The sequence below is a fragment of the Cellulosimicrobium protaetiae genome, assembly GCF_009708005.2.
GTDB classification, from domain to species: Bacteria; Actinomycetota; Actinomycetes; order Actinomycetales; family Cellulomonadaceae; genus Cellulosimicrobium; species Cellulosimicrobium protaetiae.
The window spans coordinates 3,990,097-4,016,183 of sequence record NZ_CP052757.1; the positions used below are offsets into that span (position 1 = coordinate 3,990,097).

At 73.7% G+C, this 26,087-nt stretch carries 21 protein-coding genes; 6 read left to right on the forward strand and 15 right to left on the reverse strand.

The genetic code is table 11. From position 1 onward, the window contains the following. Positions 1-15 precede the first annotated feature (15 nt). The 6 genes from ccsB to FIC82_RS17260 form a co-directional block, all read right to left on the reverse strand. On the reverse strand, positions 16-1,056 hold the full coding sequence (ccsB, locus tag FIC82_RS17235) for a c-type cytochrome biogenesis protein CcsB (protein WP_154799303.1): 1,041 nt from the start codon (positions 1,054-1,056) through the stop codon (positions 16-18). Positions 1,057-1,059: 3 nt separating this feature from the next. Further along, positions 1,060-2,988, reverse strand: a complete 1,929-nt coding sequence (resB, locus tag FIC82_RS17240) for a cytochrome c biogenesis protein ResB (RefSeq protein ID WP_154799304.1) — start codon at positions 2,986-2,988, stop codon at positions 1,060-1,062. 1 nt (position 2,989) lies between these two features. Beyond that, positions 2,990-3,745 carry a cytochrome c biogenesis CcdA family protein gene (locus tag FIC82_RS17245; protein ID WP_154800481.1) on the reverse strand — a complete coding sequence of 252 codons (756 nt, stop codon included), beginning with the start codon at positions 3,743-3,745 and terminating at the stop codon, positions 2,990-2,992. Between the two features lie 110 nt (positions 3,746-3,855). Next, complete coding sequence (locus FIC82_RS17250) at positions 3,856-4,488, reverse strand: TlpA family protein disulfide reductase (protein WP_168732044.1); 633 nt, start codon at positions 4,486-4,488, stop codon at positions 3,856-3,858. Positions 4,489-4,615: 127 nt separating this feature from the next. After that, positions 4,616-5,287, reverse strand: a complete 672-nt coding sequence (locus FIC82_RS17255) for a histidine phosphatase family protein (protein ID WP_154799305.1) — start codon at positions 5,285-5,287, stop codon at positions 4,616-4,618. Between the two features lie 94 nt (positions 5,288-5,381). Next, positions 5,382-5,909: a MarR family winged helix-turn-helix transcriptional regulator gene (locus tag FIC82_RS17260; protein ID WP_154799306.1), complete on the reverse strand. Its 528-nt coding sequence runs from the start codon at positions 5,907-5,909 to the stop codon at positions 5,382-5,384. 172 nt (positions 5,910-6,081) lie between these two features. On the opposite strand from FIC82_RS17260, the gene FIC82_RS17265 reads away from it, so the two are divergent. Continuing rightward, complete coding sequence (locus FIC82_RS17265) at positions 6,082-6,633, forward strand: YceI family protein (protein WP_154799307.1); 552 nt, start codon at positions 6,082-6,084, stop codon at positions 6,631-6,633. A 160-nt stretch (positions 6,634-6,793) separates the two neighbouring features. On the opposite strand, the gene FIC82_RS17270 is transcribed toward FIC82_RS17265, so the two are convergent. Both FIC82_RS17270 and FIC82_RS17275 read right to left on the reverse strand, forming a co-directional pair. Next, positions 6,794-7,468 (reverse strand): redox-sensing transcriptional repressor Rex, encoded by a 675-nt coding sequence (locus FIC82_RS17270; protein ID WP_253691247.1) that lies wholly within the window; start codon positions 7,466-7,468, stop codon positions 6,794-6,796. Between the two features lie 59 nt (positions 7,469-7,527). Next, on the reverse strand, positions 7,528-7,821 hold the full coding sequence (locus FIC82_RS17275; protein WP_168732045.1) for a glutaredoxin family protein: 294 nt from the start codon (positions 7,819-7,821) through the stop codon (positions 7,528-7,530). Positions 7,822-7,889: 68 nt separating this feature from the next. Here FIC82_RS17275 and FIC82_RS17280 point away from each other — a divergent pair, with 68 nt between their 5' ends. Further along, positions 7,890-8,756: an HAD family hydrolase gene (locus FIC82_RS17280; RefSeq protein ID WP_154799308.1), complete on the forward strand. Its 867-nt coding sequence runs from the start codon at positions 7,890-7,892 to the stop codon at positions 8,754-8,756. Between the two features lie 480 nt (positions 8,757-9,236). On the opposite strand, the gene FIC82_RS17285 is transcribed toward FIC82_RS17280, so the two are convergent. Next, complete coding sequence (locus tag FIC82_RS17285; RefSeq protein WP_003792170.1) at positions 9,237-9,335, reverse strand: 30S ribosomal protein bS22; 99 nt, start codon at positions 9,333-9,335, stop codon at positions 9,237-9,239. Positions 9,336-9,569: 234 nt separating this feature from the next. After that, entirely contained in the window at positions 9,570-10,799 is a 1,230-nt protein-coding gene (locus FIC82_RS17290; protein ID WP_154799309.1) for an acetoin utilization protein AcuC, read from the reverse strand. A gap of 165 nt (positions 10,800-10,964) precedes the next feature. Here FIC82_RS17290 and FIC82_RS17295 point away from each other — a divergent pair, with 165 nt between their 5' ends. Together FIC82_RS17295 and FIC82_RS17300 are read left to right on the forward strand one after the other, a co-directional pair. After that, complete coding sequence (locus FIC82_RS17295) at positions 10,965-12,341, forward strand: TrkH family potassium uptake protein (protein ID WP_154799310.1); 1,377 nt, start codon at positions 10,965-10,967, stop codon at positions 12,339-12,341. 158 nt (positions 12,342-12,499) lie between these two features. After that, positions 12,500-13,204, forward strand: coding sequence for a potassium channel family protein (locus FIC82_RS17300; protein WP_168732339.1), 705 nt, complete (start codon positions 12,500-12,502; stop codon positions 13,202-13,204). Positions 13,205-13,689: 485 nt separating this feature from the next. On the opposite strand, the gene FIC82_RS17305 is transcribed toward FIC82_RS17300, so the two are convergent. Beyond that, positions 13,690-14,265 carry an ArsR/SmtB family transcription factor gene (locus FIC82_RS17305; protein ID WP_154799311.1) on the reverse strand — a complete coding sequence of 192 codons (576 nt, stop codon included), beginning with the start codon at positions 14,263-14,265 and terminating at the stop codon, positions 13,690-13,692. Between the two features lie 77 nt (positions 14,266-14,342). Here FIC82_RS17305 and FIC82_RS17310 point away from each other — a divergent pair, with 77 nt between their 5' ends. Then, positions 14,343-15,662: an MFS transporter gene (locus FIC82_RS17310; protein ID WP_154799312.1), complete on the forward strand. Its 1,320-nt coding sequence runs from the start codon at positions 14,343-14,345 to the stop codon at positions 15,660-15,662. A gap of 30 nt (positions 15,663-15,692) precedes the next feature. Here FIC82_RS17310 and FIC82_RS17315 read toward each other — a convergent pair whose 3' ends face one another. Both FIC82_RS17315 and FIC82_RS17320 read right to left on the reverse strand, forming a co-directional pair. Then, a complete protein-coding gene (locus FIC82_RS17315; RefSeq protein WP_154799313.1) occupies positions 15,693-16,316 on the reverse strand; it encodes a hypothetical protein in 624 nt (207 codons plus the stop codon). Between the two features lie 152 nt (positions 16,317-16,468). Further along, positions 16,469-17,071, reverse strand: a complete 603-nt coding sequence (locus FIC82_RS17320; protein WP_168732046.1) for a TetR/AcrR family transcriptional regulator — start codon at positions 17,069-17,071, stop codon at positions 16,469-16,471. Positions 17,072-17,115: 44 nt separating this feature from the next. Between FIC82_RS17320 and FIC82_RS17325 the strand changes: the two genes are divergently transcribed. Beyond that, positions 17,116-18,030: an SDR family NAD(P)-dependent oxidoreductase gene (locus tag FIC82_RS17325; RefSeq protein WP_154799315.1), complete on the forward strand. Its 915-nt coding sequence runs from the start codon at positions 17,116-17,118 to the stop codon at positions 18,028-18,030. A 170-nt stretch (positions 18,031-18,200) separates the two neighbouring features. Here the strand turns inward: FIC82_RS17325 and FIC82_RS20875 are convergent, their stop codons facing one another. Continuing rightward, the gene (locus tag FIC82_RS20875) at positions 18,201-20,774 is read right to left on the reverse strand and encodes an immunoglobulin-like domain-containing protein (protein WP_154799316.1); all 2,574 of its coding nucleotides are present in this window, start codon (positions 20,772-20,774) and stop codon (positions 18,201-18,203) included. Between the two features lie 116 nt (positions 20,775-20,890). Further along, positions 20,891-25,828, reverse strand: a complete 4,938-nt coding sequence (locus FIC82_RS21125; protein WP_253691248.1) for a family 43 glycosylhydrolase — start codon at positions 25,826-25,828, stop codon at positions 20,891-20,893. Positions 25,829-26,087 lie beyond the last annotated feature (259 nt).

The following is a 26,087-nucleotide window of genomic DNA, read 5'->3' on the forward strand; positions in this document are numbered from 1 at the left end:
CCGGCCGAGTCCGGGTCAGTCGCCCGGGTTGAGACCCGAGTACGAGTGCTTGCCGTCGAACAGCAGGTTCACGCCCGTGAAGTTGAACAGCACGCACGCGTAGCCGACGATCACGAAGTACGCCGCCCGGCGCCCGGACCAGCCCCGGGTCGTGCGCGCGTGCAGGTACGCGGCGTACACGATCCAGACGACGAAGCTCCAGACCTCCTTGGGGTCCCAGCCCCAGTAGCGGCCCCACGCGTGCTCGGCCCAGATCGCGCCGCCGATGATGGTGAACGTCCAGAGCACGAACGCGACGGCGTTCAGGCGGAAGCTCAGCGCCTCGAGCTGGAGCGGCCTCGGCGTCGAGTCGAGCCAGCGCCAGCCGCGCGCGCCGAGGAACGCGTTCCCGGAGTCGCGCGAGTCGCGCAGGAGCTGGAGCACCGACGTGACGAACGCGACCGTGAAGATGCCCGTCGCGATGATCGCGACCCCGACGTGGATGACGAGCCAGTAGGACTGGAGCGCGGGCTGCACCCCGGTCGCGACGACGAAGAACGCGTTCTGCGCGAGCACGAGGAAGAGCACCGCGAGGCCCGTGACGAACGACCCGAGGAAGCGCACGTCGCGCTTGAGGGAGACGCCGAGGAACACCGCGAGGGCCACGAAGGCGCCGACCAGCGTGAACTCGTACATGTTGGCCCACGGCGTGCGACCCGCGGCGATCCCGCGCGTGACGATCGCGACGAGCAGCAGTGCCGTCCCGAGCCACGTGAGCGAGATCCCGATGTTCGCGGCCTTGCGCGACGGCTCGGGCACGACGACGGGCTCGCCGGCGGGGTCGGCGTCGGCCCCGGCCGCGTCCGGGCCGTACGGCGAGGCGGACGACGAGCCCGCGCTCGCGAGCACCTCTGCGCGGTCCGCGCCCTGCACCTTGGCGTCGGCGCGCGCGTCAGCCCGCTCGAGGTCGGCCCGTCCGGCGAGGCGAGAGAGGTCGATCGCGAACGCGACGAGCGCGACGGTCAGGGCGGTCGCCGCGGCCCAGACGAGGTCCTGGCTCAGCTCGGCTACGGTCATCGGTCAGCCTTTCGTGCGCGGTCGCGCGGTCGGGTCCTGGGCGGTGCGCGCGGTCGGACGGGTGCCGTCGGCGGTGGCGCGCCCCGGCGACGAGGTGAGGTCACCCTCACCCGATGGTGCCACGCCCGGGAGCGCGGCGAGAAGCGAGTCCACCTCGCCCTGGAGCCCGGCGTCGTCCCCGCGGGCGAGACCCGCGACGGCGACGACGGTGCGCTCGCGCGGCGCGTCGTCCCCGGCACCGGGCACCTCCTCGCGCCAGGCGCGCACCCACACGCGGCGGCGCGGCGTGAACAGCGACACGGCGAGCCCGCCGAGCGCCCCGAGGGCGAACACGAGCACCCACGTGAGCGACGGGTCGTGCCGCAGGTCGAGGGCGACGTAGCGCGGCAACGAGTCGAACGTGATCGTGCCGAGGCCGTCGGGCAGGTCGACCGTCTCGCCCGGGGCGACGAGCAGCCTCACGCGCTCGCCGTCCTCGTCGACCGACGGCGTGAGGTCGTCGGTGTCGAGGCGGTACACGTTCTGCGGCAGTCCCTCGTCGAGGCCGAGGTCGCCCCGGTAGACCTCGAGCACGAGCAGCGGGTTGATCGGCTGCGGGTAGACCGACTCCGCGGTCTGCCCGTCCTCGCTGATCTCCGCCGTCGGGAGGAAGTACCCGACGAGGCCGATCTGGTCGAGTCCGGCCGACACGTCGGGCACCTTGATGACACCGCGCGACGTGTACATCGTGTCCTCGGGCAGGAACGGGACGCGGCCCGAGAAGGCGACCTCGCCGTCGGCGTCGTGCACCGTCACCTCGGGCGCGAACCCGTTGCCCTGGAGGTAGATCTTGGCGCCGCCCGCCGTGAGCGGGTGGTTGACCTTGATCGTCTCCTCGTGCGTCGTCCCGTCGGGGTCGCGCACCGTGACCGTCGCCGTGAAGTCGCGCGACTGCGCGAACGCGGCCGCGTCCGCCGCGAACTCCGACTCGAAAGCGTCGAGGGTCATCGAGAACGGGACGAGCGACGACGGGCGGAACCACGCGCCGTTCTCGAACGTGTCGTAGTCCACGACGGCGTTCGCGAACCCGCGGCCCTCGGTGACGATCGCCTGGCCGCGGTAGTGCAGCAGCTGCCCCGTCGCGACGGCGACCAGGAGGCCCACGAGCGACAGGTGGAAGAGCAGGTTGCCCGTCTCGCGCACGTAGCCACGCTCCGCGGACACCGTCCGCGCGGCAGGCCGGGCCGCGGCTCGACCACGCGCGGGGACGGCCTCCTCCGTGCCCGCGTCGACGCGGAACGTCGGCAGCCACCGCAGGCGACCCCGCAGGTGCGTGCTGGCGGCCGCCACGACCTCGTCCGGGGACGCGTCGGTGACCGCGCGCCCCTGCGCGGGGAAGCGGTCGAACCGCCGCGGCGTGCGCGGCGGGCGCGAGCGCAGCGCCTGCCAGTGCGCCTTCGTGCGCGGCAGGATGCACCCGACGAGCGAGACGAAGAGCAGGATGTAGATCGCCGAGAACCAGACCGACGAGTAGACGTCGAAGAACCCGAGCCGGTCGAGCCACTCCCCCGTCGTCGGGTTCTCCTGCAGGTAGCGCAGCACGGCGGCCGGGTCCTGGGGGCGCTGGGGCAGCACCGAACCGGGGACGGCCGCGACCGCGAGCAGCATGAGGAGCATGAGCGCGACGCGCATGCTCGTGAGCTGGCGCCACGTCCAGCGCAGCGTGCCGCGCCAGCCCAGTGCCGGCAGCGCCGGGGCGCCGCCCGCCCCGCCGTCGCCCGCGCCGTCGTCCGACCCGCCCGACGGCGTCCGGCCGCCCGGCGAGGGTGCGGCACCTGACCCGGGGGACGCGACGTCGCCCTCGCCCGAGACGAACGCGTCGTGGATGCCCTCGGGGCGGTAGCCCGCCGCCCGTCCGGCCTGCTGCCCGGCCTCGCCGGTCCGCTCGGTCATCTCACACCACCGTCACGTATCCGCCGATCCAGCCCTGCAGCGACGTCGTCCACGTCGTCCACAGGCCCGTGACCAGCGCGAGGCCGATGAGCACCAGCAGGCCGCCACCGATCCGCATGATCGCGAGGCGGTGCCGGCGGAGGAAACCGAGCATGCGCTGCGAGCTCTGCAGCCCGAGCGCGATGAGGAGGAACGGCACGCCGAGCCCGACGCAGTACGCGACCCCGAGGAGCGCGCCGCGGCCCGCCGACGCCTCGCTCAGCGAGAGCGCCTGCACGGCGACGAGCGTCGGGCCGAGGCACGGCGTCCAGCCGAGACCGAACACGATGCCGAGCAGCGGCGCGCCCCAGAGCCCGGCCTGCGGGCTCAGGTGCAGGCGCCGCTCGCGCTGGAGGAACGGCACGGCGCCCATGAACGCGAGGCCCATGAGGATCACGACCACGCCGAGCACGCGCGTGATGACGTCCTCCCAGCGCACCAGGTGGACGCCGACGGCTCCGGCGGCGAACATGAGCGCGACGAAGACGAGCGTGAACCCGGCGACGAACAGCCCGACCCCCGCCAGGACCCGGCCGCGGCTCGGCGCCGCGACCCGGGTGGCCGTCGTCGTCCCGCCGGGCGTGCCGCGGCCGCTGCCGACGTTCGCCGCGGCCATGCCCGAGACGTAGCCGACGTACCCGGGCACGAGCGGCAGCACGCACGGGGACGCGAACGACACGAGCCCGGCGAGGACCGCCACCGGGACGGCGAGCAGCATCGAGCCGCTCCAGACCGTCGTGGCGAACGTGTCGCCGACGCTCGTCGCGGCGGCTGTGGGGAGTGCCGTCGCGGGGAGCGCGGCGGCGAGGGACGCGAGGGTGACCACGGTCAGCCGGCCGCCTCGTCCTCGGCGAGCACGTCGTCGACGAGCGCCGTGAGGGTCGAGCCCTCCACGAGACCGATGACGCGCGCGGCGACGCGCCCCTCACGGTCGAGGACGACCGTCGACGGGACGGCCTGGAGCGGCACCGTGCCGGAGAGCTGCGCGACGACCTCCCCGCTGCGGTCGTCGATCGACGGGTAGGGCACCTCGAACCGGCGCTGGAACGCCTGCGCGGCACCCGCCTCGTCGGTCGTGTTGATGCCGAGCACCTGCACGCCGTCGTCGGCGCGGTCGTTCGCGAGCTCGACGAGGTCCGGGGCCTCGGCACGGCACGGCGCGCACGCCGCGTACCAGGTGTTGAGCACGACGACGTCGCCGGCCCAGGCGCTCGTGTCGACCTGCTCGCCCTCGTAGTCGGTGCCGGTGAGCGCCACGACGTCGCCGCGGTCGCCGACGTCCCAGGTGCGCACGGAGCCGTCACCCGACACGAACCCCTGCCCGACGACGTCGGTGGTCGCGCCGGATTCCTGGGCGCACGCCGCGAGGCCGAGCGTCGCGGCGAGCACGGCGCCCACCGCGAGCGTGCGGCGGAGAGGCGGGAGTGCGCGCGCGTCACGCGCGCGCGAGGTGGCGGTCACTGCGGCATCACGGGAGGCACCCTGCCCGGGGTTCCTGGACGCCACCTGTGAGACGTGACCTCGGCCACACCCGAACCGGACGGTTCGGGCGCCGGGTCCAGGGCGACGGCTCGGGACATGACCGACGTCACGCCCCCGCGACGGTCGCGGCGCCCGGGAGCAGGTCGGCGACCGGCTCGGAGTAGTGCAGTCCGACGAGACGGTCGTCCTCGAAGTGCAGCGACGTGAGCGACGCGAGCGAGCACTGCCGCTTGCGAGGGTCGTGCCACAGGCGGCGGTTCTCGAAGCTCAGGCGCGTGAGCCACACGGGGAGCTGGTGGCTGACCAGGAGCGCCTCGTGGCCCGCCGCCTTGTCCCGGGCGTCCGCGACGGCGGCGCGCATCCGCGCGACCTGCTCGGTGTACGGCTCACCCCACGACGGCCGGAACGGGTTCCACAGGAACCGCCAGTGCTGCGGGTGGCGCAGCGAGCCGTCCCCGACGCCGAAGGTCATGCCCTCGAAGTGGTTCGCGGCCTCGATGAGCCGGTCGTCGGTGCCGAGCTCGAGGCCGAACGCCTCGGCGGCGGGCGTGGCCGTCTCCTGGGCGCGCTGGAGCGGCGACGCGACGACGACGGCGAGGTCGGCGCGCGGGCGCGACGTCCCGTCGGGGCCGGGTTCTCCCGCGAGGTGCGCGGCGACGCGTCGGGCCATCTCGTGGCCCCGCTCCGAGAGGTGGTAGCCGGGGATGCGGCCGTAGAGGACGCCGTCGGGGTTGTGGACCTCGCCGTGGCGCAGGAGGTGGACGATGGTGGAGACCATGCGCACCAGTGTCCCGCACTCGGCGCCCCGACCGGCACCCGTGCGTCCGGGCGCGCGTGCCGTGCCGGCGCGCGAGGGGGCGTCCGGGCGGGCGTCAGGACTCGCGGTCGACCTTGCAGGCCTCCGCGACGGCTGCCATCGCCTCGCCGAGCGCCCGGAACTGCTCCGGCGTCAGCACGTCGACCATGAACCGGCGCACCGCGGCGACGTGCGCCGGCGCGGACGCCACGAGGACGCGGTAGCCCTCGGTCGTCATCTCGCAGTTGACGCCGCGGCGGTCGCCCGTGCTCGCGGAGCGCCGGACCAGGCCCCGCGCCTCCATGCGCGCGACGGTGTGGGTCACGCGGCTGCGCGACCGGGCGAGACCGTCGGCGAGCGCCGACATGCGCAGCGTGTGGTCGGGGCTCTCCGAGAGCCGCACGAGGAGCTCGTACTCGTTGAGCGAGACCTCCGACCGCTCCTCGTGGTCACGCCCGAGCGCCTCGATGAAGCGCACCGTCCCGTCGAGGTAGGCGCGCCACTGCTGCTGCTGCTCGGTGTCGAGCCAGCGGGGCTCGGCGCTCGCACCCGCGGTGGCGCGTCGGGTGCTCGTCGCCTGGGCGTCGACGTCGTTGCTGGTCATAGGTCCTCTGGCGGTGCGAGCGGGCACGGACGGGGGCGGCGGGGCGTCGCGGGACATTCTCCCACCCCTTGGGGGAATAGACGGGGCGGACCCTGCTGTTGATACGCTCGTCCGAAGTTGAACCTTCAACCAACTCCGGTCCTCCCGGACCACGACCACCACAGGAGCACCCATGGCCACGCCGCTGCCCGCCGGGCTCAACGCCGGTACCTACGCCCTCGACTCGACCCACTCGCAGGCGGCCTTCACGGTCCGCCACGCCGGCATCTCCAAGGTGCGCGGCACGCTCGCCATCACGGCCGGCACCATCACCGTGGGCGACGACCTCGAGTCGACCTCCGTGACCGCCGAGCTCGACGCCGCGTCGGTGAGCACGGGCGACGCGAACCGCGACAACCACCTGCGCAGCGCGGACTTCTGGGACGCCGAGAACAAGCCGACGTGGACCTTCGCGTCGACCGGCATCGCCGGCGACGGCGACGACTTCGTCATCACGGGCGACCTGACGATCAACGGCGTCACCAAGGCGGTCGAGCTCGAGGCCGAGTTCGCAGGCACCGCGACCGACCCGTTCGGCAACGCGCGCGCCGGGTTCGAGGCGAAGACCGAGATCTCCCGCAAGGAGTTCGACCTCACCTGGAACGCCGCTCTCGAGACCGGCGGCGTGCTCGTCGGCGACAAGATCAAGATCGCCCTCGACGTCTCCGCGATCAAGCAGGCCTGACGACCCGCTCCGGGGAGCACTCCCGGACGACCGGCGCCCCCGGCAGGGCTCCGGCAAGGGGCCGCGTGCACGAGCACGCGGCCCCTTCGCCGTCCCCGGCCGATCGCCCCGCGGGACGCCGCCTCGACGCGAGCGGGCCGTGCGCGTGACCGTGCGCCGGTCAGCGGTCCTGCGCCTCCGCGAGCGCGCGGGCCTGGGAGTGGAACGCGAGGATCTGCAGCTCGCTGCCGACGTCGACGCCGCGCACGTCGACGTCCGCCGGGACCTGCAGCGCGCGCGGTGCGAAGTTGAGGATCTCGCGCACGCCGGCCGCGACGACGCGGTCCGCCACGGACTGCGCGTGCGCCGCCGGCGTCGCGAGGACCACGATCGAGACCTTCTCGCGCTCGACGACCTCCTCCAGCGCGTCGACGTGCTCGACGACGATGCCCGCGGCGCGCGTGCCGACGACGTCGGGCGACGCGTCGAGGAGCGCCGCCACGTGGAAGCCCCGCTGCTCGTACCCCGAGTAGTTCGCGAGCGCGTGCCCCAGGTTGCCGATCCCGACGATCGCGATGCGGTGCTCGTCCACGAGTCCCAGCGCCTCGGTGATGTACTGCGCGAGCGAGTCCACGTCGTAGCCGACGCCGCGCGTGCCGAACGAGCCCAGGAAGGACAGGTCCTTGCGCAGCTGCGCCGGACCGACCCCGGAGAGCTCCGCGAGCTCGACCGAGGACGTCGTCGAGACGCCCCGCGCCACCAGGTCCCGCAACGCCCGCAGGTAGGACGGGAGCCGCGCCACCGTCGCGCTCGGGATCCCCGGCGCCGTCACCTCACCGACCACCTGCTCAGCCACACGTCACCCCGTCGTCCCTGGGACCGTCCTCGTCGACGGTCGCGCTCCACCGGGAGGAATCATCCCAGGTCCGCGCGCCCGGCAGAAATCCGGCCGACCGCGCGCGCGAGCCGCCGGGCGTCGACCCGCCAGAAGCCCTGCTGCACCCCGCCGACCGTGACGACCGGCAGGTACTCGCCGTACTGCTCGCGCAGCACCGGGTCGACCCCCGGGGCGTCGACGTCCACCTCCGTCCACGCGACCCCCGCCTCGGCGCACACGGCCTCGACCACGGCGCGCGCGTCGTCGCACAGGTGGCACCCCGCACGGCCGTAGAGGACGACGGGGGAGGTCGGGGCGGCAGACGTGCTCACCGTCCCAGGGTACGAGGCCGCGCGGGACCCCTCGTGGAGGCGACCCGGGGAACGCCTAGAGTGGGGTCATGGCGACGTCTCCCGGCCCGGGTCCCGACCCGACCGCCCCCGAGGACGCGCCCGCCGGACGCACGCCCACGGTGCCCTCGCACCGCACCGCCGCGTTCTTCGACGTCGACAACACGATCATCCGCGGCGCGTCGTCGTTCCACCTCGCGCGCGCCCTGTACCAGCGGCAGTTCTTCTCGACGCTCGACATCGTGCGCTTCGCCGTGCACCAGGCGCGCTACCTGCTGTTCGGCGAGAACAAGCAGCAGATCGACCGCATCCGGTCGCGCGCCCTCGCGCTCATCGCCGGGCGCTCCGTCGCCGAGGTCACCGCGATCGGCGAGGAGGTCTACGACACCGTCCTGTCGCTGCGCATCTACCCCGGCACGCGCCGCCTGCTCGACGAGCACCTGGCCGCGGGCCACCAGGTGTGGCTCGTCTCCGCGACCCCGGTCGAGATCGGCGAGCTCATCGCCCGGCGCCTCGGCACCACCGGCGCGCTGGGCACCGTCGCGGAGCACGAGGACGGCTTCTACACGGGCCGCCTCGTGGGCGACATGATGCACGGCCGCGCCAAGGCGGCCGGGGTGCGCGCCCTCGCCGAGCGCGAGGACATCGACCTCGCGGCGTCCTACGCCTACGGGGACTCGCTCAACGACGTCTCGATGATGGAGACCGTCGGCCACCCGTGCCCCATCAATCCCGACGCGCGCCTGCGCCGCTACGCGCAGGACGTCGGCTGGCCCATCCGCGAGTTCCGCGGGCGGCGGCGGCGCGTCGCCCGCAGCAGCGTCCGCACCGCGAGCTGGGCCGGAGCGGCCTGGGCCGCGGCCCTCGTCCTGCGGTCCGTCCGCCGCGCCGTCGACCGCCGCGTCTCCCGCCTCTGACCCTCCGCCACGAGGGCCCTGCTCCCGCGAAGTAGAACCCTGGTTGCGCGAGATAGAACCCTGGTCTGCCGAGGTAAAACCGTGGTTGCGCGAGGTAGAACCGTGGTTCTTGTGCCCGACGGCGGTCTGGTCACCTGGGGTGGTCGGGGCGGGTGGTGGTGCCGCGTCTACCATCCGCCGCTCGTTCCTCGCGGCTCCCGCCAGGCCCGCCACGACGCGGCACCACCACCCACCCCGCCCGGCTTCGTCTCGCCCTGGTCTTCGACCGCCCGGGCGACAGCCCCTCCCGCGGCACGACCACGGTTCTACCTCGCGCGACCAGAGTTCTACCTCGGCTGACCACGGTTCTACCTCGCGGGACCGCGGTTCTCCCTCGGCGGGGCAAGGGTCTCCCTCGACCGGGTCCGGAGACGCGTCGAGCCCGGCCCCTCGGGAGGGGCCGGGCTCGACAGCGGGTCGCGCGTCAGGACGCGCGCGACGTCACTTCTTGTTGCGACGCTGGTGACGCGTCTTGCGAAGCAGCTTGCGGTGCTTCTTCTTGGCCATGCGCTTGCGGCGCTTCTTGATGACGGAGCCCATACGGTCCTCGCAATGCTCGAGCGGCGTGTCGGTCGGCGACCGGTCGACCGGCCGCGTGTGGTCCACGGTTGATCGGGGCGCCCCGGCGACCACCAGGGCGCCGCGAGCCGACCAACACGAGAGAAATCCGCCCCCTAGACTACCCGCTCGCGCTCGTGCCCCGGTACGCCGCCGGTCCTTCGTGCCCGGTACGAGCACCTCGTCGGCCCCGCAGGGCGTGCACGGGCGCCTCCCTCAGTCGAAGTGCGGGTCGAGGCCGAGCAGCGGGAAGACGGCCCGGCGCGTGGCCGCGACGGCGCGGTCGACGTCGTCGTCCGGGTCGTAGCCGTTGCTCCAGCGCCGGACGTCGACGGGCGGGCCGAACGCGAGCGGGGCGTCGAACCCCGCGACCTCGGCGACGCGGGCGCGCCACTCCTCGGGCAGCGGCTCCCCCGCCGTCACGGGCCGGTGCACGACCTCCCCGACGACCGCCGACCACACGAGCGGCACGACGCGCGCGATGGCGTAGCCCCCGCCGCCGAGCGCGAGCCAGCGGCCGCCGGAGAGCTCGTGCGCGAGGTCGTGCACCCAGCCCAGGGCGGTGCGTTGCGCGTCGACGGACACGTCGAGGTCGGACAGCGGGTCCTCGCCGTGCGCGTCGCACCCGTGCTGGGTGACGAGGACCTCGGGACGGAACGCCCGCAGCACGGGCGGCACGACGGCGTCGACCGCACGCAGCCAGCGCGGACCGTCGGTGCGGCGCGGGAGCGCGACGTTGACGGCCGTCCCCTCCGCACCCGCACCCCCGACGTCGGTCGCGTGCCCCGTCCCGGGGAACAGCGTCGCGCCGCTCTGGTGGACCGACACCGTGAGGACGCGCGGGTCGTCCCAGAACGCCTCCTCGACGCCGTCGCCGTGGTGCGCGTCGAGGTCCACGTACGCGACGCGGGCGGCACCGTCGTCGAGCAGGCGGCGGATCGCCACCGCGGCGTCGTTGTAGACGCAGAACCCCGACGCCGCGCCGGCCTTCGCGTGGTGCATGCCGCCCGCGACGTTCACCGCGTGCTCGACGTGCCCCGCGGCGATCAGGCCCGCCGCCTCGTACGACCCCGCGACGATCCGGGCCGCGGCCTCGTGCATCCCCGGGAAGACCGGGTCGTCCTCGGTGCCGAGCCCCCGGTGCGGGTCCGGCGTGCCGTGCGCCGAGGCGGCGCGCACGGCCGCGACGTACTCGGCGTCGTGCACGAGCCGCAGGACGTCGTCCGCCGCGGGCTCGGGGCGCAGGAGCCGAGCCGTCGCGGCGCCGTCGAGCAGGCCCAGGGCCCGCACGAGCCCCATCGTCAGGTCCAGCCGCGCCGGGGCCATGGGGTGGCCGGGCCCGAAGTCGTAGCCGAGCAGCTCGGGGCTCCACACGACGCAGGCCGCGGGGGCCGCCGCGTCCCCCGGGGTCGGGGCGGGCGACGACGTGGGGTCGGTCGTGGGCATGGCTCACGGTAACGCCCGACGGCGGACGCCCGCCCCGGCGGACCGGCCGCCGGACCCGGTGCGGCACCGCGCCGCCGGAACCGGCATGATGTCCCGGCGCCGGAGCGGCGACATGACGGGTCACCGGGCCCGTGGCAGAGTGGCGCGAGTGGCGAGGGAGGGTCCATGGCGACGAGCATGACCGGGCGCCTGTTCCAGGGACGCGAGATCGTCGACCGTCTCGCCCGGCAGTCGCCCGCACGCCTCGCGGTCACCGTCTTCGCCGCCGTCATCGCGCTCTTCACCGCCCTGCTCATGGCCCCCTGGGCGACGGCGAGCGGCCGCGCCGCCCCGTTCGTCGACGCGCTGTTCACCGCGACGTCCGCGGTGTGCGTCACGGGTCTCGTCGTCGTCCCGACGGGGACGTACTGGTCGACGTACGGGCAGGTCGTCATCCTGCTCGGCATCAAGATCGGCGGCCTCGGCGTCATGACGCTCGCGTCGATCCTCGGCATGGCCGTGTCGCGGCGGATCGGCCTCACGCAGAAGCTCCTCACCGCGTCGGAGACGAAGACGACGCGGCTCGGCGAGGTCGGCTCGCTCGTCCGCGTCGTCATCATCACGTCGACATCGCTCGAGCTCCTCATCGCGCTGCTCCTGCTGCCCCGCTTCATCGTGCTCGAGGAGACGTTCGGCGAGGCTGCGTGGCACGGCATCTTCTACGGCATCTCGGCGTTCAACAACGCCGGGTTCATCCCGACCGAGCAGGGCCTCGCACCGTACGTCGGCGACTGGATGCTGTGCCTGCCCATCATCCTCGGAGTGTTCATCGGCTCCCTCGGGTTCCCCGTGATCCTCAACGTCATGCGCAACCGCCGGCGCGCGGCGAAGTGGAGCCTGCACACGAAGCTCACGCTCACGACGAGCGCGGCCCTCGTCGTCGTCGGTACGGTGCTCTTCGCCGCGCTCGAGTGGCGGAACTCGGGCACGCTCGGCCCCCTCTCCTTCGGCGAGAAGATCCTCGCGTCGCTGTTCGCCGGGGTCATGCCGCGGTCGGGCGGGTTCTCGACCGTCGACACCGGGCAGATGCACGAGGCGAGCTGGCTCATCACCGACGCCCTCATGTTCGTCGGCGGCGGCTCCGCGTCGACCGCGGGCGGCATCAAGGTGACGACGCTCGCCGTCATGCTCATCGCCATCGTCTCCGAGGCGCGCGGCGACCGGGACATGGAGGCGTTCGGTCGCCGCATCCCGCGCGAGACCCTCCGCCTCGCCGTCGCGGTGTCGTTCGTCGGCGCCACCGCCGTGCTCCTGTCCAGCCTGCTGCTGCTCGAGATCACCGGGGAGACGCTCGACGTCATCCTCTTCGAGACGATCTCCGCGTTCGCGACGGTCGGGCTCTCCACCGGCATCACGCCCGACCTCCCCGACGCCGGCAAGTACGTGCTCGTCGCGCTCATGTTCGTCGGCCGCACCGGGACCATGACGTTCGCCGCCGCGCTCGCGCTGCGCGACCGCCGTCGCATCGTGCGCTACCCCGAGGAGCGCCCCATCATCGGGTGAGGGCACCGCCCGACGCCGCACCGCCGTCGGCCACCCGCCCTCCCGACCACACGAAAGGCCCCACCGTGACCGACCCCTTCTCCCGCGGCGACGACAGGACCGCCGGGGCCCCGGCGACCGGGAAGGGCGCGCTCCCCGCCGACCCGGTCGCTCGCCGCATCGTCGAGCGCGGTCGCGCCGAACGGTCCCGCCGCGACGAGGCGAAGGCCCCGCGCAAGGACGCCGGCGTGCTCGTCATCGGGCTCGGCCGCTTCGGGACGGCGATCGCCGCGACGCTCGACCGGCTCGGCCAGGACGTGCTAGCCGTCGAGCGCGACCCCGACCTCGTCGCCCAGTGGAGCGGCCAGCTCCCCCTCGTGGAGGCCGACGCGTCCAACCCCGTCGCGCTCGAGCAGCTCGGCGCGCGCGACTTCCCCGTCGCCGTCGTCGGGGTCGGCACCTCGCTCGAGGCGAGCGTCCTCATCACCGGCAACCTGGTCGACATGGGCACGCCGCAGATCTGGGCCAAGGCCGTCTCCGCCGAGCACGGGCGCATCCTGCAGCGCATCGGCGCGCACCACGTCGTGTTCCCCGAAGCCGACGCCGGGTCGCGCGTCGCGCACCTCGTCTCCGGCAAGCTGCTCGACTACATCGAGGTCGAGGACGGGTTCACGATCGTCAAGATGCGCCCGCCCAAGGAGGTCCAGGGGTTCACCCTCACGCAGTCGAAGGTCCGCGAGCGCTACGGCGTCACGGTGATCGGCGTGAAGTCACCGGGCGAGGACTTCCTCTACGCGACCCCGGAGACCCGCATCAGCGCCAACGACCTCCTCATCGTCTCCGGCCATGCCGACCTCCTGGAGCGCTTCGCGGCCCGACCCTGAGCGGGTCGGATCGGTCTCTGCCTCGTGGTGGGGTCCGTGGTCGGGTCGGGTCGGTCGGGTCGGGTCGGGTCGGGTCGGGTCGGGTCTACGGCCCGCGTGGTCGGGTCCGCGGTGGGGCCGGGTCTACGGCCCGCGTGGTCGGGTCCGCGGTGGGGCCGGGTCTACGGCCCGCGTGGTCGGGTCCGCGGTGGGGCCGGGTCTACGGCCCGCGTGGTCGGGTCCGCGGTGGGGCCGGACCGTGTGCTCGGACTGGCGCGCCGTCGCCCTGGTCTGTCGCGTGGCAGTTCTAGGAGCGCGCCTCTGACGTCCTTCGCACACGGTCCGACCCCACCGCTCGTCCTGGCCGTCGCCGCACGACCCGCGGCCCCGGTTCGGCGGTGGCGTCCGGTCGGGCCGTGGGGTTCGACGTGTCGCCTCGGCCGTGACCGTTGCGGGCATCTCGGCACCGCGCCCCGCCGCGGGCAGGAGACCGCGACGACGCCGGGTCAGGACGGGGGGCGGTGGAGGACGAACAGGCCGCGGTGGAGGGGGCGGTCGAGGCGCTGGTCGTCGGTCGCGACGTACTCGTCGAGGACGGCGAGGATGCGCCGGTCGAGCTCGGCGACGTCGTCGTCGGAGAGGTGGAGGCGGAACGCGGCGGACGTCGTGACGGCGTCGGGGCCGGCGGCGAGGGCGTCGTCGAGCGCGGCGGCGACGGGGCCGAACCGGACGTCGGGGGCGGTGCCGCGCAGGGGGTCGTCGAGCCACCAGGTCGCGCCGGTGGCGCGGTAGGGGCGTTCGAGCGCTCCCCCGGCACCCGTGCGCACGTCGGCGGGCTCGAGCAGGCCCGCGCGGACGAGGAGGCGCACGTGGTGGAGGGCCGTGCCGGGTGCGACGCCGAGGTGGTCGGCGAGCTCCTTGTTCGTCATCTCGCGCGTTCCGCACTGGCGGACGATGCGCTGCCGGAGCGGGTGGGCGAGGGCCTTGGCCTCGAGCGCGGTGGGCGGACGCCGTCCAGGCACCGCGGGCGGCGTCGCGCCGGGGGCCGGTGCGGGGTCCTGCGGCGTGGGCTCGGTGCTCATGGCACCCATCGTACGACGATCGATCGAGATCCACAGATCGATTGGGATTTCTCAATCACTGTGCCATGCTGGGCGGCATGACCGCCGCACCCCGCCGACGACGCCCGGCCGGCACGCCCCTGGGAGCACCGTTCCGGCGCCTCTGGTCGGCGTCCACGGTGTCCAACCTCGCGGACGGCGTGCTCAAGGTCGCGCTGCCGCTCGTCGCGGTCCGGTACACCGACTCGCCCGCGCTCGTCGCCGGGCTGACGTTCGCACTCACCCTGCCCTGGCTCCTCTTCGCGCTCCCCGCCGGCGCGCTCGCGGACCGGCTCGACCGGCGCCACGCGATGATCGGCGCCAACGTGGCGCGCGCCCTGCTCGTGGTCGCGCTCGCCGTCGTCGCGCTCGTGCCCGACGCCGGGAGCATCGTCGCGCTCTACGTCGTCGCGTTCGGCGTCGGCGTCACGGAGACGCTCTACGACACCTCGGCCCAGTCGATCCTGCCCCAGGTCGTGCCGCGCACCGCGCTCCCCCGGGCGAACGGTCGCCTGTACGCGGCGGAGCTCACCGCGAACCAGTTCGTCGGGCCGCCGCTCGGCGGGCTGCTCGTCGCGGCCGGGGCGGCGGTCGCGTTCGGGCTCCCCGGCGCGCTGTGGGCGCTCGCGGTCGGCCTGCTGGTCGGCATGCCGGGCTCGTACCGGCCCGAGCGCACGACCCGCACGACGCTCCGCGCCGACATCGCCGAGGGCCTGCGCTTCCTGTGGCACGACCGGCTCCTGCGCACGCTCGCCCTCATGGTCGGTGGCAGCAACTTCGCGAGCAACGCCGCGTTCGCGATCTTCGTGCTCTACGCGGTCGGCCCCGACTCGCCCCTCGGGCTGTCCGAGCCCGCGTACGGCGTGCTGCTCACGGCGACGGCGGTCGGCGCGTTCGCCGGGTCGTTCGTCGCCGAGCGCGTCGTGGCCCTCGTGGGCCGGGCACGTTCCCTGACCCTCACCGTGCTCGGCACGACCGCGCTGATCGGCGTCCCCGCGGTGACGACGAGCCCCTGGGTGATCGGCGCCGTCTACGCCGTGGGCGGTGCGGGGATCGCGGTGTGGAACGTCGTCACCCTGTCGCTGCGGCAGCGGATCACGCCCGACGCCCTGCTCGGGCGCCTCAACTCCTGCTATCGCCTGGTCGCGTGGGGGACGATGCCGCTCGGCGCGGCGGTCGGCGGGCTGCTCGGCGAGACCTTCGGGCTGCGTACCGTGTTCGTCGTCATGGCGGCGGTGTCGGCGGCGACCCTGCTGGGTCTGCTCGTGGTCGACGACCGTTCCATGGACGCCGCGGAGCGCGCCGCCGACGAGCAGGACCGCGTCGGCGTCCGCACGGAGGACGGCGCCGAGGCCACCCCGGCGGACCCGGAGGGCTGAACACCCGCGACGACCCGGCCGGGGGCCGGCTCAGGACGTGGCCCGGCCCCGGTCCGCCCGACGGCGCAGCACCGCCCCGGCGGCGACGGCCAGCCCGGCGAGCACGGCGGCCCCGACGAGCCCGGTGCCCGTCGTGGCGAGCCCGCCCGGGCGTGGGGTGGCGGAGGTCCCGCCGCCCGTCGTCCCGCCCGTGCCGGTGGACGGCGTGCCACCGGGCTCGCCGGTCGCGGCGAGGACCGTGAAGGGCTCGGACAGCACGTCGGCCTCCCCCGGCGCGACGAGCCGGACGTGGTGCTCGCCCGGCGCCGTCCCGACCGGGATCGTCGTCGCGAGCTCGAACGCGCCGTCGCCGTCGGTCGTGACCGTGCCGAGGAGCACCGGGTCGCTCTCGAGCCAGACCTCGTAGGTGGTGCGCGGGGCGAGGCCGGTGCCGCGGACGACGAGCTCGCCACCGGCGACGAACGGGCCCTCACCGACCACGACGACACGCGGCCCGGCGGGCACCTCGCGCTCGGTGATCTCGACGCTCACACGGACGCCGTCGGACGGGTCGGGCGTCGTGCCGACGGACGGTGCGGCGGCCGCGGCACCGACGGGGACGAGGAGCGACCCGGCGAGCACGAGGGCGGCGAGCAGCCTGCGGGTGGTCGTCACGCGGTGAACCTCTTCGTCCGGCCCGGGGCGGGCGTCGCAGGGTCCCCCCGAACCCGGTTGGACGATCGTCCAGCCGCGCCCATCTTGCCATCCTGGACGCCGGAACTGAACAGCCGTCCAGCATGTTCACCCCGTCGCCGGACGGCTCGGCGTCACTCCTGGGCCGCGAGGTACCCGAGCACCCGGTCCAGCGCCTCGGGCAGCTCCGCACGTCCGGCCACCCACTCCGAGGAGGCCAGGTAGAACGCCGCGAGCCCCGACTCGGCCCAGACCGCGAGCTCGAGCTCGGGGGCGGCCGGCCTCGCAGAGCGCAACGCGTCGACCACGAGCTCGCGCATCCGCGCCCGCTTCGCGAGCTCACGCTCGACGAGCTCGGCCGACCCGGCGATCACCTGCGCGCGCGCGGCCGCCTCCTCGCGGCTCGTCGGCCAGCGTGCCGCCAGGCCGCGGAGGGCGTGCACGAGGACGCCGCGCACGCTCGCCCCCGGCGGTGCCGCGGCCACGACCTCCTCGACGAGCCCGACGATCTCGCCCTCGTGCCCGAAGACGAGGTCGGACTTCACGGTGACGTACCGGTGCACGGTGCGGCGCGCCACCCCGGCGGCGTCGGCGATCTCGGCGACCGTCACGTCGTCGTACCCGCGCGCGAGGAAGAGCCGCCACGCCGTCTCGGTCACGTGCGCCCGGCTGTGCGCGAGCTTGCGCGCGCGCAGCGACTGGTCCTGGTCACCGAGGTTCGGTGCGGTCTCCACCATGGCACCCATTGTGACACCGCGTGTCATGTGTCACGCTGTGCCACATGACACACAGTGACACCAAGGGTGACGGCAACAGTCCACCTCCCCCGCTCCCCGTGCTCGTCACGGGCGGCACGAACGGCGTCGGGCTCCGCACCGCTCGACGCCTCGTCCGGTCCGGCCGTCCCGTCGTCGTCACGGGCACGCGCGAGCGCACCGTGGCCGAGGCGTCCCGTGCGACCGGCGCGACCGGCGTCGTCCTCGACCTCGCGTCCCCGACGTCCGTCGACGACGCGGCGGACGAGATCCTCGCCCGCACCGGCGGCAGGATCGGCGCCGTGCTCCTCAACGCCGGCACCCAGGTCTCCGCCCCGACCACCACCGCCGACGGGGTCGAGCTGACGATCGCCGTGAACCACGTCGGCCACGTCCAGCTCTGGGAGTCGCTCCGAGCACGCGCGCGAGTCGACCGCCTCGTCCTCACCACGTCCGGCACGCACGACCCCGCGCAGCGCACCGGCATGCCCGAGCCGCTACCCGCCGTCCTCGAGGATCTCGTCCGGCCCCCTGGACCCGGCGTGGCCGCGTCGTTGCGCCGGTACCCGACCTCGAAGCTCGCGAACGTCCTCACCGCGTACGAGATCGCGCGCCGGGAACCCGCGACGACGGTCGTCGCCTACGACCCCGGGCTCATGCCGGGAACGGGTCTCGTCCGCCACCAGCCGACCTGGTTCCGCGTCGTGTGGCGCGGGCTCGGCCCGCTGCTCACGCTGCACCCCCGCGTCACGACCCCGGGCGCGTCCGCCCGTCATCTCGCTGCGCTCGCCGACGGCAGCCTCCGCGTCCCCTCGGGCTCGTACGTGAGTCGCGGCCGTCCCGCGCGGTCGTCCGACGCCAGCCACGACGAGGACGTCGCACGCCGGCTCTACGACGACACGCTCGCGCTCGTCGCACGTCGGCTCGCGGCCTCCCGCTGACGTCGCCCGGCCCCGGGGCGCCGGCACCTCCGGGCGGCACCTCCGAGCGGCGCTGCCGGAACGCCCGGTCCGCACCGTGGTCGCGGTGCGGACCGGGCCCGGCCCCCCGACGACGCCGGCACGTCGCCCGGGAGTCCCCGCCGAGCGGCAGGGGCCGCTCGGCGGGGTGGTCAGCCGCAGTCGAGCGCGTCGACCGCCACGTCGCGCGTGGTGGTGACCGCGGCGCCGTCGAGCGTGGCCATACCGGTCACGGTCGCGGTCCCGGCCGGGACCGCCGTCGCGCGGGCGGCGAACGACTGGTACGCGTTCCTGCCCGGCGCGACGTCGGCGAACGCCTTCTCGCCGTACGGCGTCGTGAGCGTCACGGTGACGGGGACGTCCTCGCCGTTCGTGGCGCGGACCGCGACGTACGCCTTGCCCGCGAGGCAGCGCGAGGTCGCCTCGACCGCCAGGTCGAGCTCGGGCGCGGGCGGCTGCTCCCCGTACGCCGCGAGGAGCGCGGCGTGCTCGGCGGCCGTGATGGGCAGGACGGTGCCGTGGCGCGGACTGCTCGGCAGGTGGGCGTCGACCGACGTCCACACGCCCGAGTCGAGGTCGGTGGACTCGAGCGGCAGATAGCCCTGCCCGCCGTGGTAGCTCGGCTGGTCGACGAAGAGGTACCACTTCTCCTCGGTGTTCGACTTGAACACGGTCGGTCCCTCGCCCGCGGTCAGCGTGCCGCCCCACGGGTTGGGCTGGCCGTAGCCGATCTTCTCGGCGACGAGGTCCCAGTCGGTCGAACGCAGGTCGGTCGACCTCTCGAGGCGCGGGATCATGTACGCCTCGTCCTTGGTGAACCGGTAGTACGTGCCCTCGTGCTCGACGATCGACGAGTCGATCATCCCGAGCCCGTTGCCGCGCTTCTCGTCGATCCACACCTGCGGCTCGGAGAACGTCACGAAGTCCCGCGTGGTCGCGTACATCATGCGCTGGTAGGAGTCGGCGATGCGGCGACCGTCGGTCGAGGTGGTCGGGTAGAGCGCGGAGGCCCAGTAGACGATGTACTCGCCGCGCTGCGCGTCCCAGAACGCCTCGGGCGCCCACGTGTTGCCCGCGTACGCGCTCGACACCGTGACCATGCGCTGGTCGGACCAGTGCACCAGGTCGGTCGACTCCCAGATCATCAGGGCGCGCGACCCGCGCTCCTGCGCGTTGCCGAAGTTGTTGCCTCCGTAGATGCGCAGGTCGGTCGCGAGGAGGAAGAACCGGTCGCCCTCGGGCGAGCGGATGATGAACGGGTCGCGCAGGCCCTTCTCGCCGAGCGTCGACGTGAGCACGGGCTCGCCGTCGTTCAGCTCGACCCAGTCGAGCGGGTCGTTCCCGTCGCTCGCGCTGAAGTAGACCGACTCGCCGTCCGCGGTGCTCTCGCCCTCGAAGTACGGGAAGAAGTAGCCCTCGTAGTCGGCCTCGGCGGGCAGCGGCCGGACCGTGGCGTCGTACGTGTGCGTCGCGGTAGCGCCTTCCTTGGTCGCGGTCGCGGTGAGCTGCACGACGGCGGCCGGCTCGCCGTGGGCGGGCCGCGTCACCTCGCCCGTGGCCGAGACGGTCGCTGGGTCGGAGCTCGCCCAGGCGAGGGTCGAGCCGTTGGCGCCGCCGGTGGGCAGCGTGAGGTTGCCGCGGACGTCGTCGAGGTGCGGCACGACGACGTGGCTCGCGTCCCACGCGACGGCCTCGGCGGGCGCGAGGTGCGCGAGGACCGTGACGTCGAGCTGCGCGGTGCGCGCGACGGCGCCGCGCGTGACGAGCGCGGTGAGCGTCACGGTCGCGTCGTCCTCGCCCGCGGCGGGCCGGGTGACCTTCCCCGCGGCGCTGACGACACCCGCGTCGGACGACGTCCACGTGACGAGAGACCCCTGCGCGCCCGTGGTGGGCAGCACGAGGTCCGCGGTGACCGCGCTCGTGTCGCCGAGGTCGAGCGCGGCGAGGTCGGCGTCCGCGGCGGCCGTGGAGGTCCCGGCGGCGAGCTCGCCCGCCTCCGCCGCGGTGAGCGCGCGGTCGTAGAGGCGGAAGTCGCGCACCTGGCCCTTGAGGTAGCGGTCGCCGGAGTAGAGGGAGCGGCCGACGTAGTTCGCGGTCGTCTGCCCGCCGCCGATCTGGCCGGGGTCGGTCGTGACGTTCGTGGCCTGCTTGACCTGCACGCCGTCCTCGTAGAGCGTCGCGGTCGTGCCGGTGAGCGTGTAGGTGAGGGTCTTCCAGACGCCGCGCTGCAGGTTGGAGCCCTTGGTCACCGTCTGCTCGGTGGACCAGTTCCCCGTCGCGATCGACGTGCGGTACGCGTTGCCGGTCGTGAACAGGTAGCCGTTGCCGTTCGAGCCGCTCGTGTTCCCGAGCCCGTAGACGAAGTACGGCGTGCCCTGGTCCTGGCTCACGAGCACGTCGAGGCTCACGGTGACGTCCGTGAGCCCGGCGAGCAGGTGGTCGGGCAGGTCGACGTAGTCGTCCGTGCCGTCCAGCGTCGTGCCGTCGGCCGTCGCCGTGCCGCCCACCAGGGTGGCCGGGCCGAACGACGAGCCCTCGGCGACGTTCGCCGTCGTGCCGCCGGTCGTTCTCGCGGCGTCGAGCGGGTACCACGCGACGAGCCCCTCGTCGGTGGGCCCGCCGACGTCTGCGGCCGCTGGTGCGGCGACCGCGGCGGCGAGCGTGGAGACGGCGAGCGCCCCCACCAGCCCGGCGGCGAGCGCCGAGCGTCCTCGGTGTGTCGACATCATGTCGTCCTCTCTTCGTCGAGATGCAGGTCGTGCCGCGAGATAGAACCCGCGGTCGCGAGGTAGAGCTCCGGGAGCTCTACCTCGCGACCTGCGGCTCTACCTCGGCGGGGTCGTCAGCCGCAGGTGTCGGCGTCGTAGGTGACGTCGTAGGGCGTGGTGACCGGGGCGCCGTCGAGCACGGCCGTGCCGGTGACCGTCACCGTGCCGGCCGGGACCGACGTCGCGCGGGTCGCGAACGACTGGTACGCGTTCGCCCCCGGGGCCACGGCCGCGAACGTCTTCGTGCCGTACGGGGTCGTGAGGGTGACGTCGGCGGGCACGTCGCCCGCGTTGGTCGCCCGGACCGCGACGTAGACCTTGCCCGCGAGGCAGCGCGGGGTGGCCTCGACGGTCAGCTCCACCCGGGGCGTGGGGGCCACGTCGACCGGGTCCACACTCTCGAGCGTCGGCACGACCTCCTGGATGAGGCCGTCGTCGCCGAACGTCAGGCGGTCGATCGTCGTCTCGCGGTGGGTCCCGTCGCCACCGGGGATCGCGAACCGGTGGTACGCGATGTACCAGTCGTCCGTGCCCTCGACGTTGAGGATCGAGCTGTGCCCGGTCCCGAGGATGCCCTGCGAGGCGTCCTTCTCGAGGATCACGCCGCGGTACGTCCACGGGCCGTCGATGCTGTCCGACGTCGCGTAGCCGACGCGGTAGTTCTCCGACCCCGTGTCGTCGATCGAGTACGTGAGGTGGTAGACGCCGTCCCGGTAGTTGAGGAACAGGCCCTCGCGGAAGTCGGTCAGGCCGGGGATGCGCCGGAGCGTGTCCTGCTTGATCGACGTCATGTCGTCGTTCAGCTCCGCCATGACCGGGCCGTTCGACGGGCCGCCGTTGCCCCACAGGAGCCAGAACTTGCCGGTCTCCGGGTCACGGAACGCGGCGGGGTCGATCGCCTGGCCGGACGTGACCGCCTCGCCGTTGGTGATCATCGCCGTCGGCTGCGCCATGAACGGGCCCTCGGGGCTGTCGGCCACCGCGACGCCGATCGTCTTGCGGTTGTACGTCGGGTTGTGGCCGGAGAAGTAGAAGTAGTACTTCCCGTCCCGCTCGATGATGGTGGGCGCCCACGCGTTGCCGGTCGCCCAGGGGACGTTCCCGTTCGTGCCGTCGAGCGTGAGGAACGGCTGCTCCGAGCGCTCCCACGTCACGAGGTCGGTGGACTTCCAGACGTAGAAGTCCTTGCCGCCCCAGCCCGGCGTGCCGTCGGTCGTGGCATAGAGGTAGAACGTGTCGCCGAACTGCGCGATGTTCGGGTCCGCGTACGTCCCGGGGAGCACCGGGCTGCCCATCTGCTTGGCCTGGACCGTCCACGTGCGCGACGACCCGTCCGGCCCGGTCACGGTGTACTCCACGGGCTGCGTGAAGTCCTGCACCGAGCCGTTCCCGGGCGTGACCGTCGCGCGCGGCGAGACCGTGAGGACCGGCGCGAGCGCGGAGACGTCCGTGCCCGGCTCGACGGCGAGCGTCACGGTCGAGCTCGCCCCGTCGACGATCGCCGGGACCTTGAGCGCGTCGAGCTCGGCTCCCGTGACGGCCGTGTGGTCGGCCCCGACCTGGTAGACCTCGTCCGCCGTGAGCGCGCGGTCGTAGATCCGGAAGTCGCGCACCGAGCCCTTGAGGTAGCGGTCGCCCGAGTACAGCGAGCGGCCGAGGTAGTTGGCGAGCGTCGAGCCGTCGCCGATGTCCTTCGGGTCGATCGTGACGCCGGTCTGGCGGCCCACCTCGACGCCGTCCTCGTAGAGCACGGCGGTCGTGCCGGACAGCGTGTACGTGAGGTGCTTCCACACCCCGCGCTGCAGGTTCGCGTTCTTGGTGACGGTCTGCTCGGTCGTCCAGTTCCCCGTCGCGATCGACGTGCGGTACGCGTTGCCCGTGGTGAACAGGTACCCGTTGCCCGCCGTGCCGCTCGTGTTGCCGAGGCCGTAGACGAAGTACGGCGTCGCCTGGTCGGTCGCGACCTTGACGTCGAGCCCGACCGTGACGTCGGTCAGCCCAGCGAGCAGGTGGTCGGGCAGGTCGACGTAGTCGTTCGTCCCGTCGAGCGTCACACCCTCGCCGGTCCCGGAGAACGCCGCACCGTTGGTCAGCGTCGCGGGCCCGAACGACGACCCCGGCGCGGTGTTCGCCGCCGACGTCCCGCTCGTCTCGTCGAGCGCGTACCGCACGACCAGGCCCGGGATCTCGGTGGTCACCTCGACCGCGACGTACGCCGTGTGCGACCCGTCGGCCGTGGTCGCGGTGACCATCGCGTGGCCCTCGCCGACGCCGGTGACGACGCCGTCGGCCGAGACCGTGGCGACGCCCGCGTCGTCCGACGCCCACCTGATCGCGCGCGCCGTCGCGTTGGCGGGCGTCACCGTCGCGCTGAGCTGCCGCGTCCCGCCGACGCCCACCTGGAGCGACTCGGGGGTGACGCTCAGTCCCTCGACAGGGACGACGTCGTCGGTCACCGTGACGACCGCGCGGGCGCGGACGCTCACGCCGCCGCCGAGGGACCCGGCGACCTCGAACGACCCCGCCTGCGCGTACGACGCCGGGTCGACCGCGTCCCACGTGACGTCGGCCGGGCCGGTGGAGCCGTCGGCGTAGTGCGCGGTGACGGAGGCGGGAAGCACGGGCGCGGAGCCCGTCTGCACCGTGACCGCGACGTCCTCGACGGACTCGACGAACGCGTCGGGCTGGTACGTGCTGAGCAGGCGGTCGTACTCGGCCTGCGTGACCGGGAGCACCGTGCCGTGGCGCGGGCGCGACGGCATCTGGTAGTCGGTGGACATGGTCCACTCGGCCGCGTCGAGCGAGGTCGACTCGAACGGCACGTAGCCGCGGCCGCCGAACTCGTCGATGAAGAGGTACCACTTCTCCTCGGTGTTCGACTTGAAGATCGTCGGGCCCTCGCCCTGGTTGATCCCGCCGCCGAGCGAGTTCGCCTTGCCGATGCAGTCGGTGATGAAGTCGTAGTCCGTCGAGCGCAGCTCAGCGGCCTTCTCCGCGAGGATGAACTTGGAGCACGGCGTGGACGACGTGTTGTTCCGCTCGTCCTTGGTGAAGCGGTAGTACTGGCCGTCGTGCTGCGTCACGGTCGAGTCGATGACCGAGTAGCCCGGGTCGACCCACACCTGCGCCTCGCTGAACGTCACGAAGTCGCGCGTCGTGGCATACATCATGCGGTTGTAGGTGTTGCCGGTGTGGTTCGGGTCGTCCTCGGCGTAGAGCTTGGACGCCCAGAAGACGACGTACGCGCCGATGCTCTCGTCGTAGTACGCCTCGGGCGCCCACGTGTTGCCCGCGGTGTCGGGCGAGACCTTGACCAGGCGCTGGTCCGTCCAGTTCACGAGGTCCGTGGACTCCCACACCATGATCGACTTCGACCCCTGCCGCTGCGCCGCGTCCCAGCCGTTGCCGTCGTAGATCCGCAGGTCGGTCGCGATCTGGTAGAACTTGTCGCCCTCTGGCGAGCGGATGATGAACGGGTCCCGCAGGCCCTTCTCCCCGAGCTCCGACGTCAGCACCGGCTGGTTGTCGTTGAGGTTCTGGTACTTCAGCGGGTCGTTGCCCTGGCTGAGGCCGAAGTAGACCTGCTCGCCCGTCGCGGTGCCCTCGCCCACGAAGTAGGAGAAGAGGTAGCCCGCGAGGTCCTCCTGCGCGGGCAGAGCGGGGACGTGCGCCGCGAGCTCGCGCGTGGCGCTCGCTGCGCCCACGGTCACCGTCGCCGTGAGCGTCACGGTCTCGGCGTCCTCGCCGTGCGCGGGCCGCGTGACCTCGCCCGTCGGGCTGATCGTGCCCGACGACGACGCCCACGCCACGCTCGCGCCGTGCAGCCCCGCGGTGGGCAGGGTGAGGTTGCCGCGCACGTCGTCGAGGTTCGTCACCTCGAGCGCCGCGGCCGCGGCGTCGGCCTTGGCCTGGTCGCCGTCGCCCGGCAGGACCGTGACGTCGAACGTCCGCGTCTCGGTCGCGCCGCGCAGCGCCACCGTCGCGGTGAGCGTCGCGGTCGCGGGCTCGTCGCCCGCGGGGCGCGTGACGGCACCGCTCGCGGAGACGACGGCGTCGTCCGAGCTGGCCCAGGTCACCGCCGAGCCGCCGACGCCCTTCGCCGGGAGCGCGAGGTCGGTGACGACGGCGGTCGTGTCGCCGAGGTCCAGGGCGGCGGCGTCGGCCGCCACGGCGTCCTGTGCCGAAGCCGCCGCGACGTCGGCGACCTCCTGCGCGGTCAGCGCGCGGTCGTAGAGCCGGAAGTCCTTCATGCGGCCCTTGAAGAGGTTGTCGGCGGCGTAGGCCGACTTCCCGAGCGCGTTCGCGGTCGTCGTGCCGCCGCCGATCGCACCGGGCGTGATGGTCACGGCCGTGTTCTGCCCGACCTGCGCGCCGTCCTCGTACAGCCGCGCGGTGCCGCCGCCGAGCGTGTACGTGATCGTCTTCCAGACGCCGCGCTGCAGCGCGGCGGCGGGGGCCTTGGCGGTGTTCTGCTCGCGACCCCACGCGAGGTCGGAGATCGACGCACGGTAGTTCGCGTTGCCCGTCGAGAACAGGTACCCGTCCCCGGACTGCGGGGTGCCGACCGCGGGGTTGCCGAGGGTGTAGAAGAAGTAGTTGCCGGTCAGCGACGCGTCGACCCACACGTCCGCGCTCACCGTCACGGCGTCGTAGCCGGCCAGGAGGTCGTCGGGCAGGTCGACGTGGTTGGACCCGCCGAACATCAGGCCCTGGCCGGGCTGCCAGCCGCCGCCGGAGCCGGTGAGGGTCCCGTCCAGGCCGTTGCCGGAGGCGTCGTGCGCGACGGTGCCCGCGGTCTCGTCGAGCGGGAGCCAGAGCCGGAGCCCCTCCGCGCTCGGCTCGGCCGCAGCCGGGACCGGCGCGGGTTCCGTGGGCATCGGGCCGGCGGCCGCCGCGCCCACGGGCGCGAGCGGTGCGACCAGCGCGAGCCCGAGGAGCGCCGCGAGCGAGCGGCGTCGGCGTCGGGCGCGGGGCTCCGCGGGCGTCGGGGGTGGTTCGTGGCGTGAGGTCATCGGTGACTCCTCGTCGTCGTGCCCGGCGGCAGCGCCGGTCGCACGTCCGCCGTCGGACGCGCGTGTGAACGCTAACATGTGAGCGCAAACATAGCGAGGGTCGAAGGCGACCCACTCCGCCGAAACCGTTATCGAGTTTCCGCGGTGTCCGGGCCGGCACGTCCCGGCACCTGGACACTCCCGCGGGTCTGCCCGACCACCGATGCGCTTCCGATCGAGCGATGCGCGCAGACGTGCATCGCTCGATCGGAAGCGCATC

What these genes read in the sequence shown, in the direction of transcription:
- ccsB (WP_154799303.1), bottom strand. Translation starts at nt 1,056, where the DNA reads ATGACCGTAGCCGAGCTGAGCCAGGACCTCGTCTGGGCCGCGGCGACC.
- resB (WP_154799304.1), bottom strand. Translation starts at nt 2,988, where the DNA reads ATGACCGAGCGGACCGGCGAGGCCGGGCAGCAGGCCGGACGGGCGGCG.
- FIC82_RS17245 (WP_154800481.1), bottom strand. Translation starts at nt 3,745, where the DNA reads ATGCTGCTCGCCGTCCCGGTGGCGGTCCTCGCCGGGCTCGTGTCGTTC.
- FIC82_RS17255 (WP_154799305.1), bottom strand. Translation starts at nt 5,287, where the DNA reads ATGGTCTCCACCATCGTCCACCTCCTGCGCCACGGCGAGGTCCACAAC.
- FIC82_RS17260 (WP_154799306.1), bottom strand. Translation starts at nt 5,909, where the DNA reads ATGACCAGCAACGACGTCGACGCCCAGGCGACGAGCACCCGACGCGCC.
- FIC82_RS17265 (WP_154799307.1), top strand. Translation starts at nt 6,082, where the DNA reads ATGGCCACGCCGCTGCCCGCCGGGCTCAACGCCGGTACCTACGCCCTC.
- FIC82_RS17280 (WP_154799308.1), top strand. Translation starts at nt 7,890, where the DNA reads ATGGCGACGTCTCCCGGCCCGGGTCCCGACCCGACCGCCCCCGAGGAC.
- FIC82_RS17285 (WP_003792170.1), bottom strand. Translation starts at nt 9,335, where the DNA reads ATGGGCTCCGTCATCAAGAAGCGCCGCAAGCGCATGGCCAAGAAGAAG.
- FIC82_RS17290 (WP_154799309.1), bottom strand. Translation starts at nt 10,799, where the DNA reads ATGCCCACGACCGACCCCACGTCGTCGCCCGCCCCGACCCCGGGGGAC.
- FIC82_RS17295 (WP_154799310.1), top strand. Translation starts at nt 10,965, where the DNA reads ATGGCGACGAGCATGACCGGGCGCCTGTTCCAGGGACGCGAGATCGTC.
- FIC82_RS17305 (WP_154799311.1), bottom strand. Translation starts at nt 14,265, where the DNA reads ATGAGCACCGAGCCCACGCCGCAGGACCCCGCACCGGCCCCCGGCGCG.
- FIC82_RS17310 (WP_154799312.1), top strand. Translation starts at nt 14,343, where the DNA reads ATGACCGCCGCACCCCGCCGACGACGCCCGGCCGGCACGCCCCTGGGA.
- FIC82_RS17320 (WP_168732046.1), bottom strand. Translation starts at nt 17,071, where the DNA reads ATGGTGGAGACCGCACCGAACCTCGGTGACCAGGACCAGTCGCTGCGC.
- FIC82_RS17325 (WP_154799315.1), top strand. Translation starts at nt 17,116, where the DNA reads ATGACACACAGTGACACCAAGGGTGACGGCAACAGTCCACCTCCCCCG.
- FIC82_RS20875 (WP_154799316.1), bottom strand. Translation starts at nt 20,774, where the DNA reads ATGTCGACACACCGAGGACGCTCGGCGCTCGCCGCCGGGCTGGTGGGG.
- FIC82_RS21125 (WP_253691248.1), bottom strand. Translation starts at nt 25,828, where the DNA reads ATGACCTCACGCCACGAACCACCCCCGACGCCCGCGGAGCCCCGCGCC.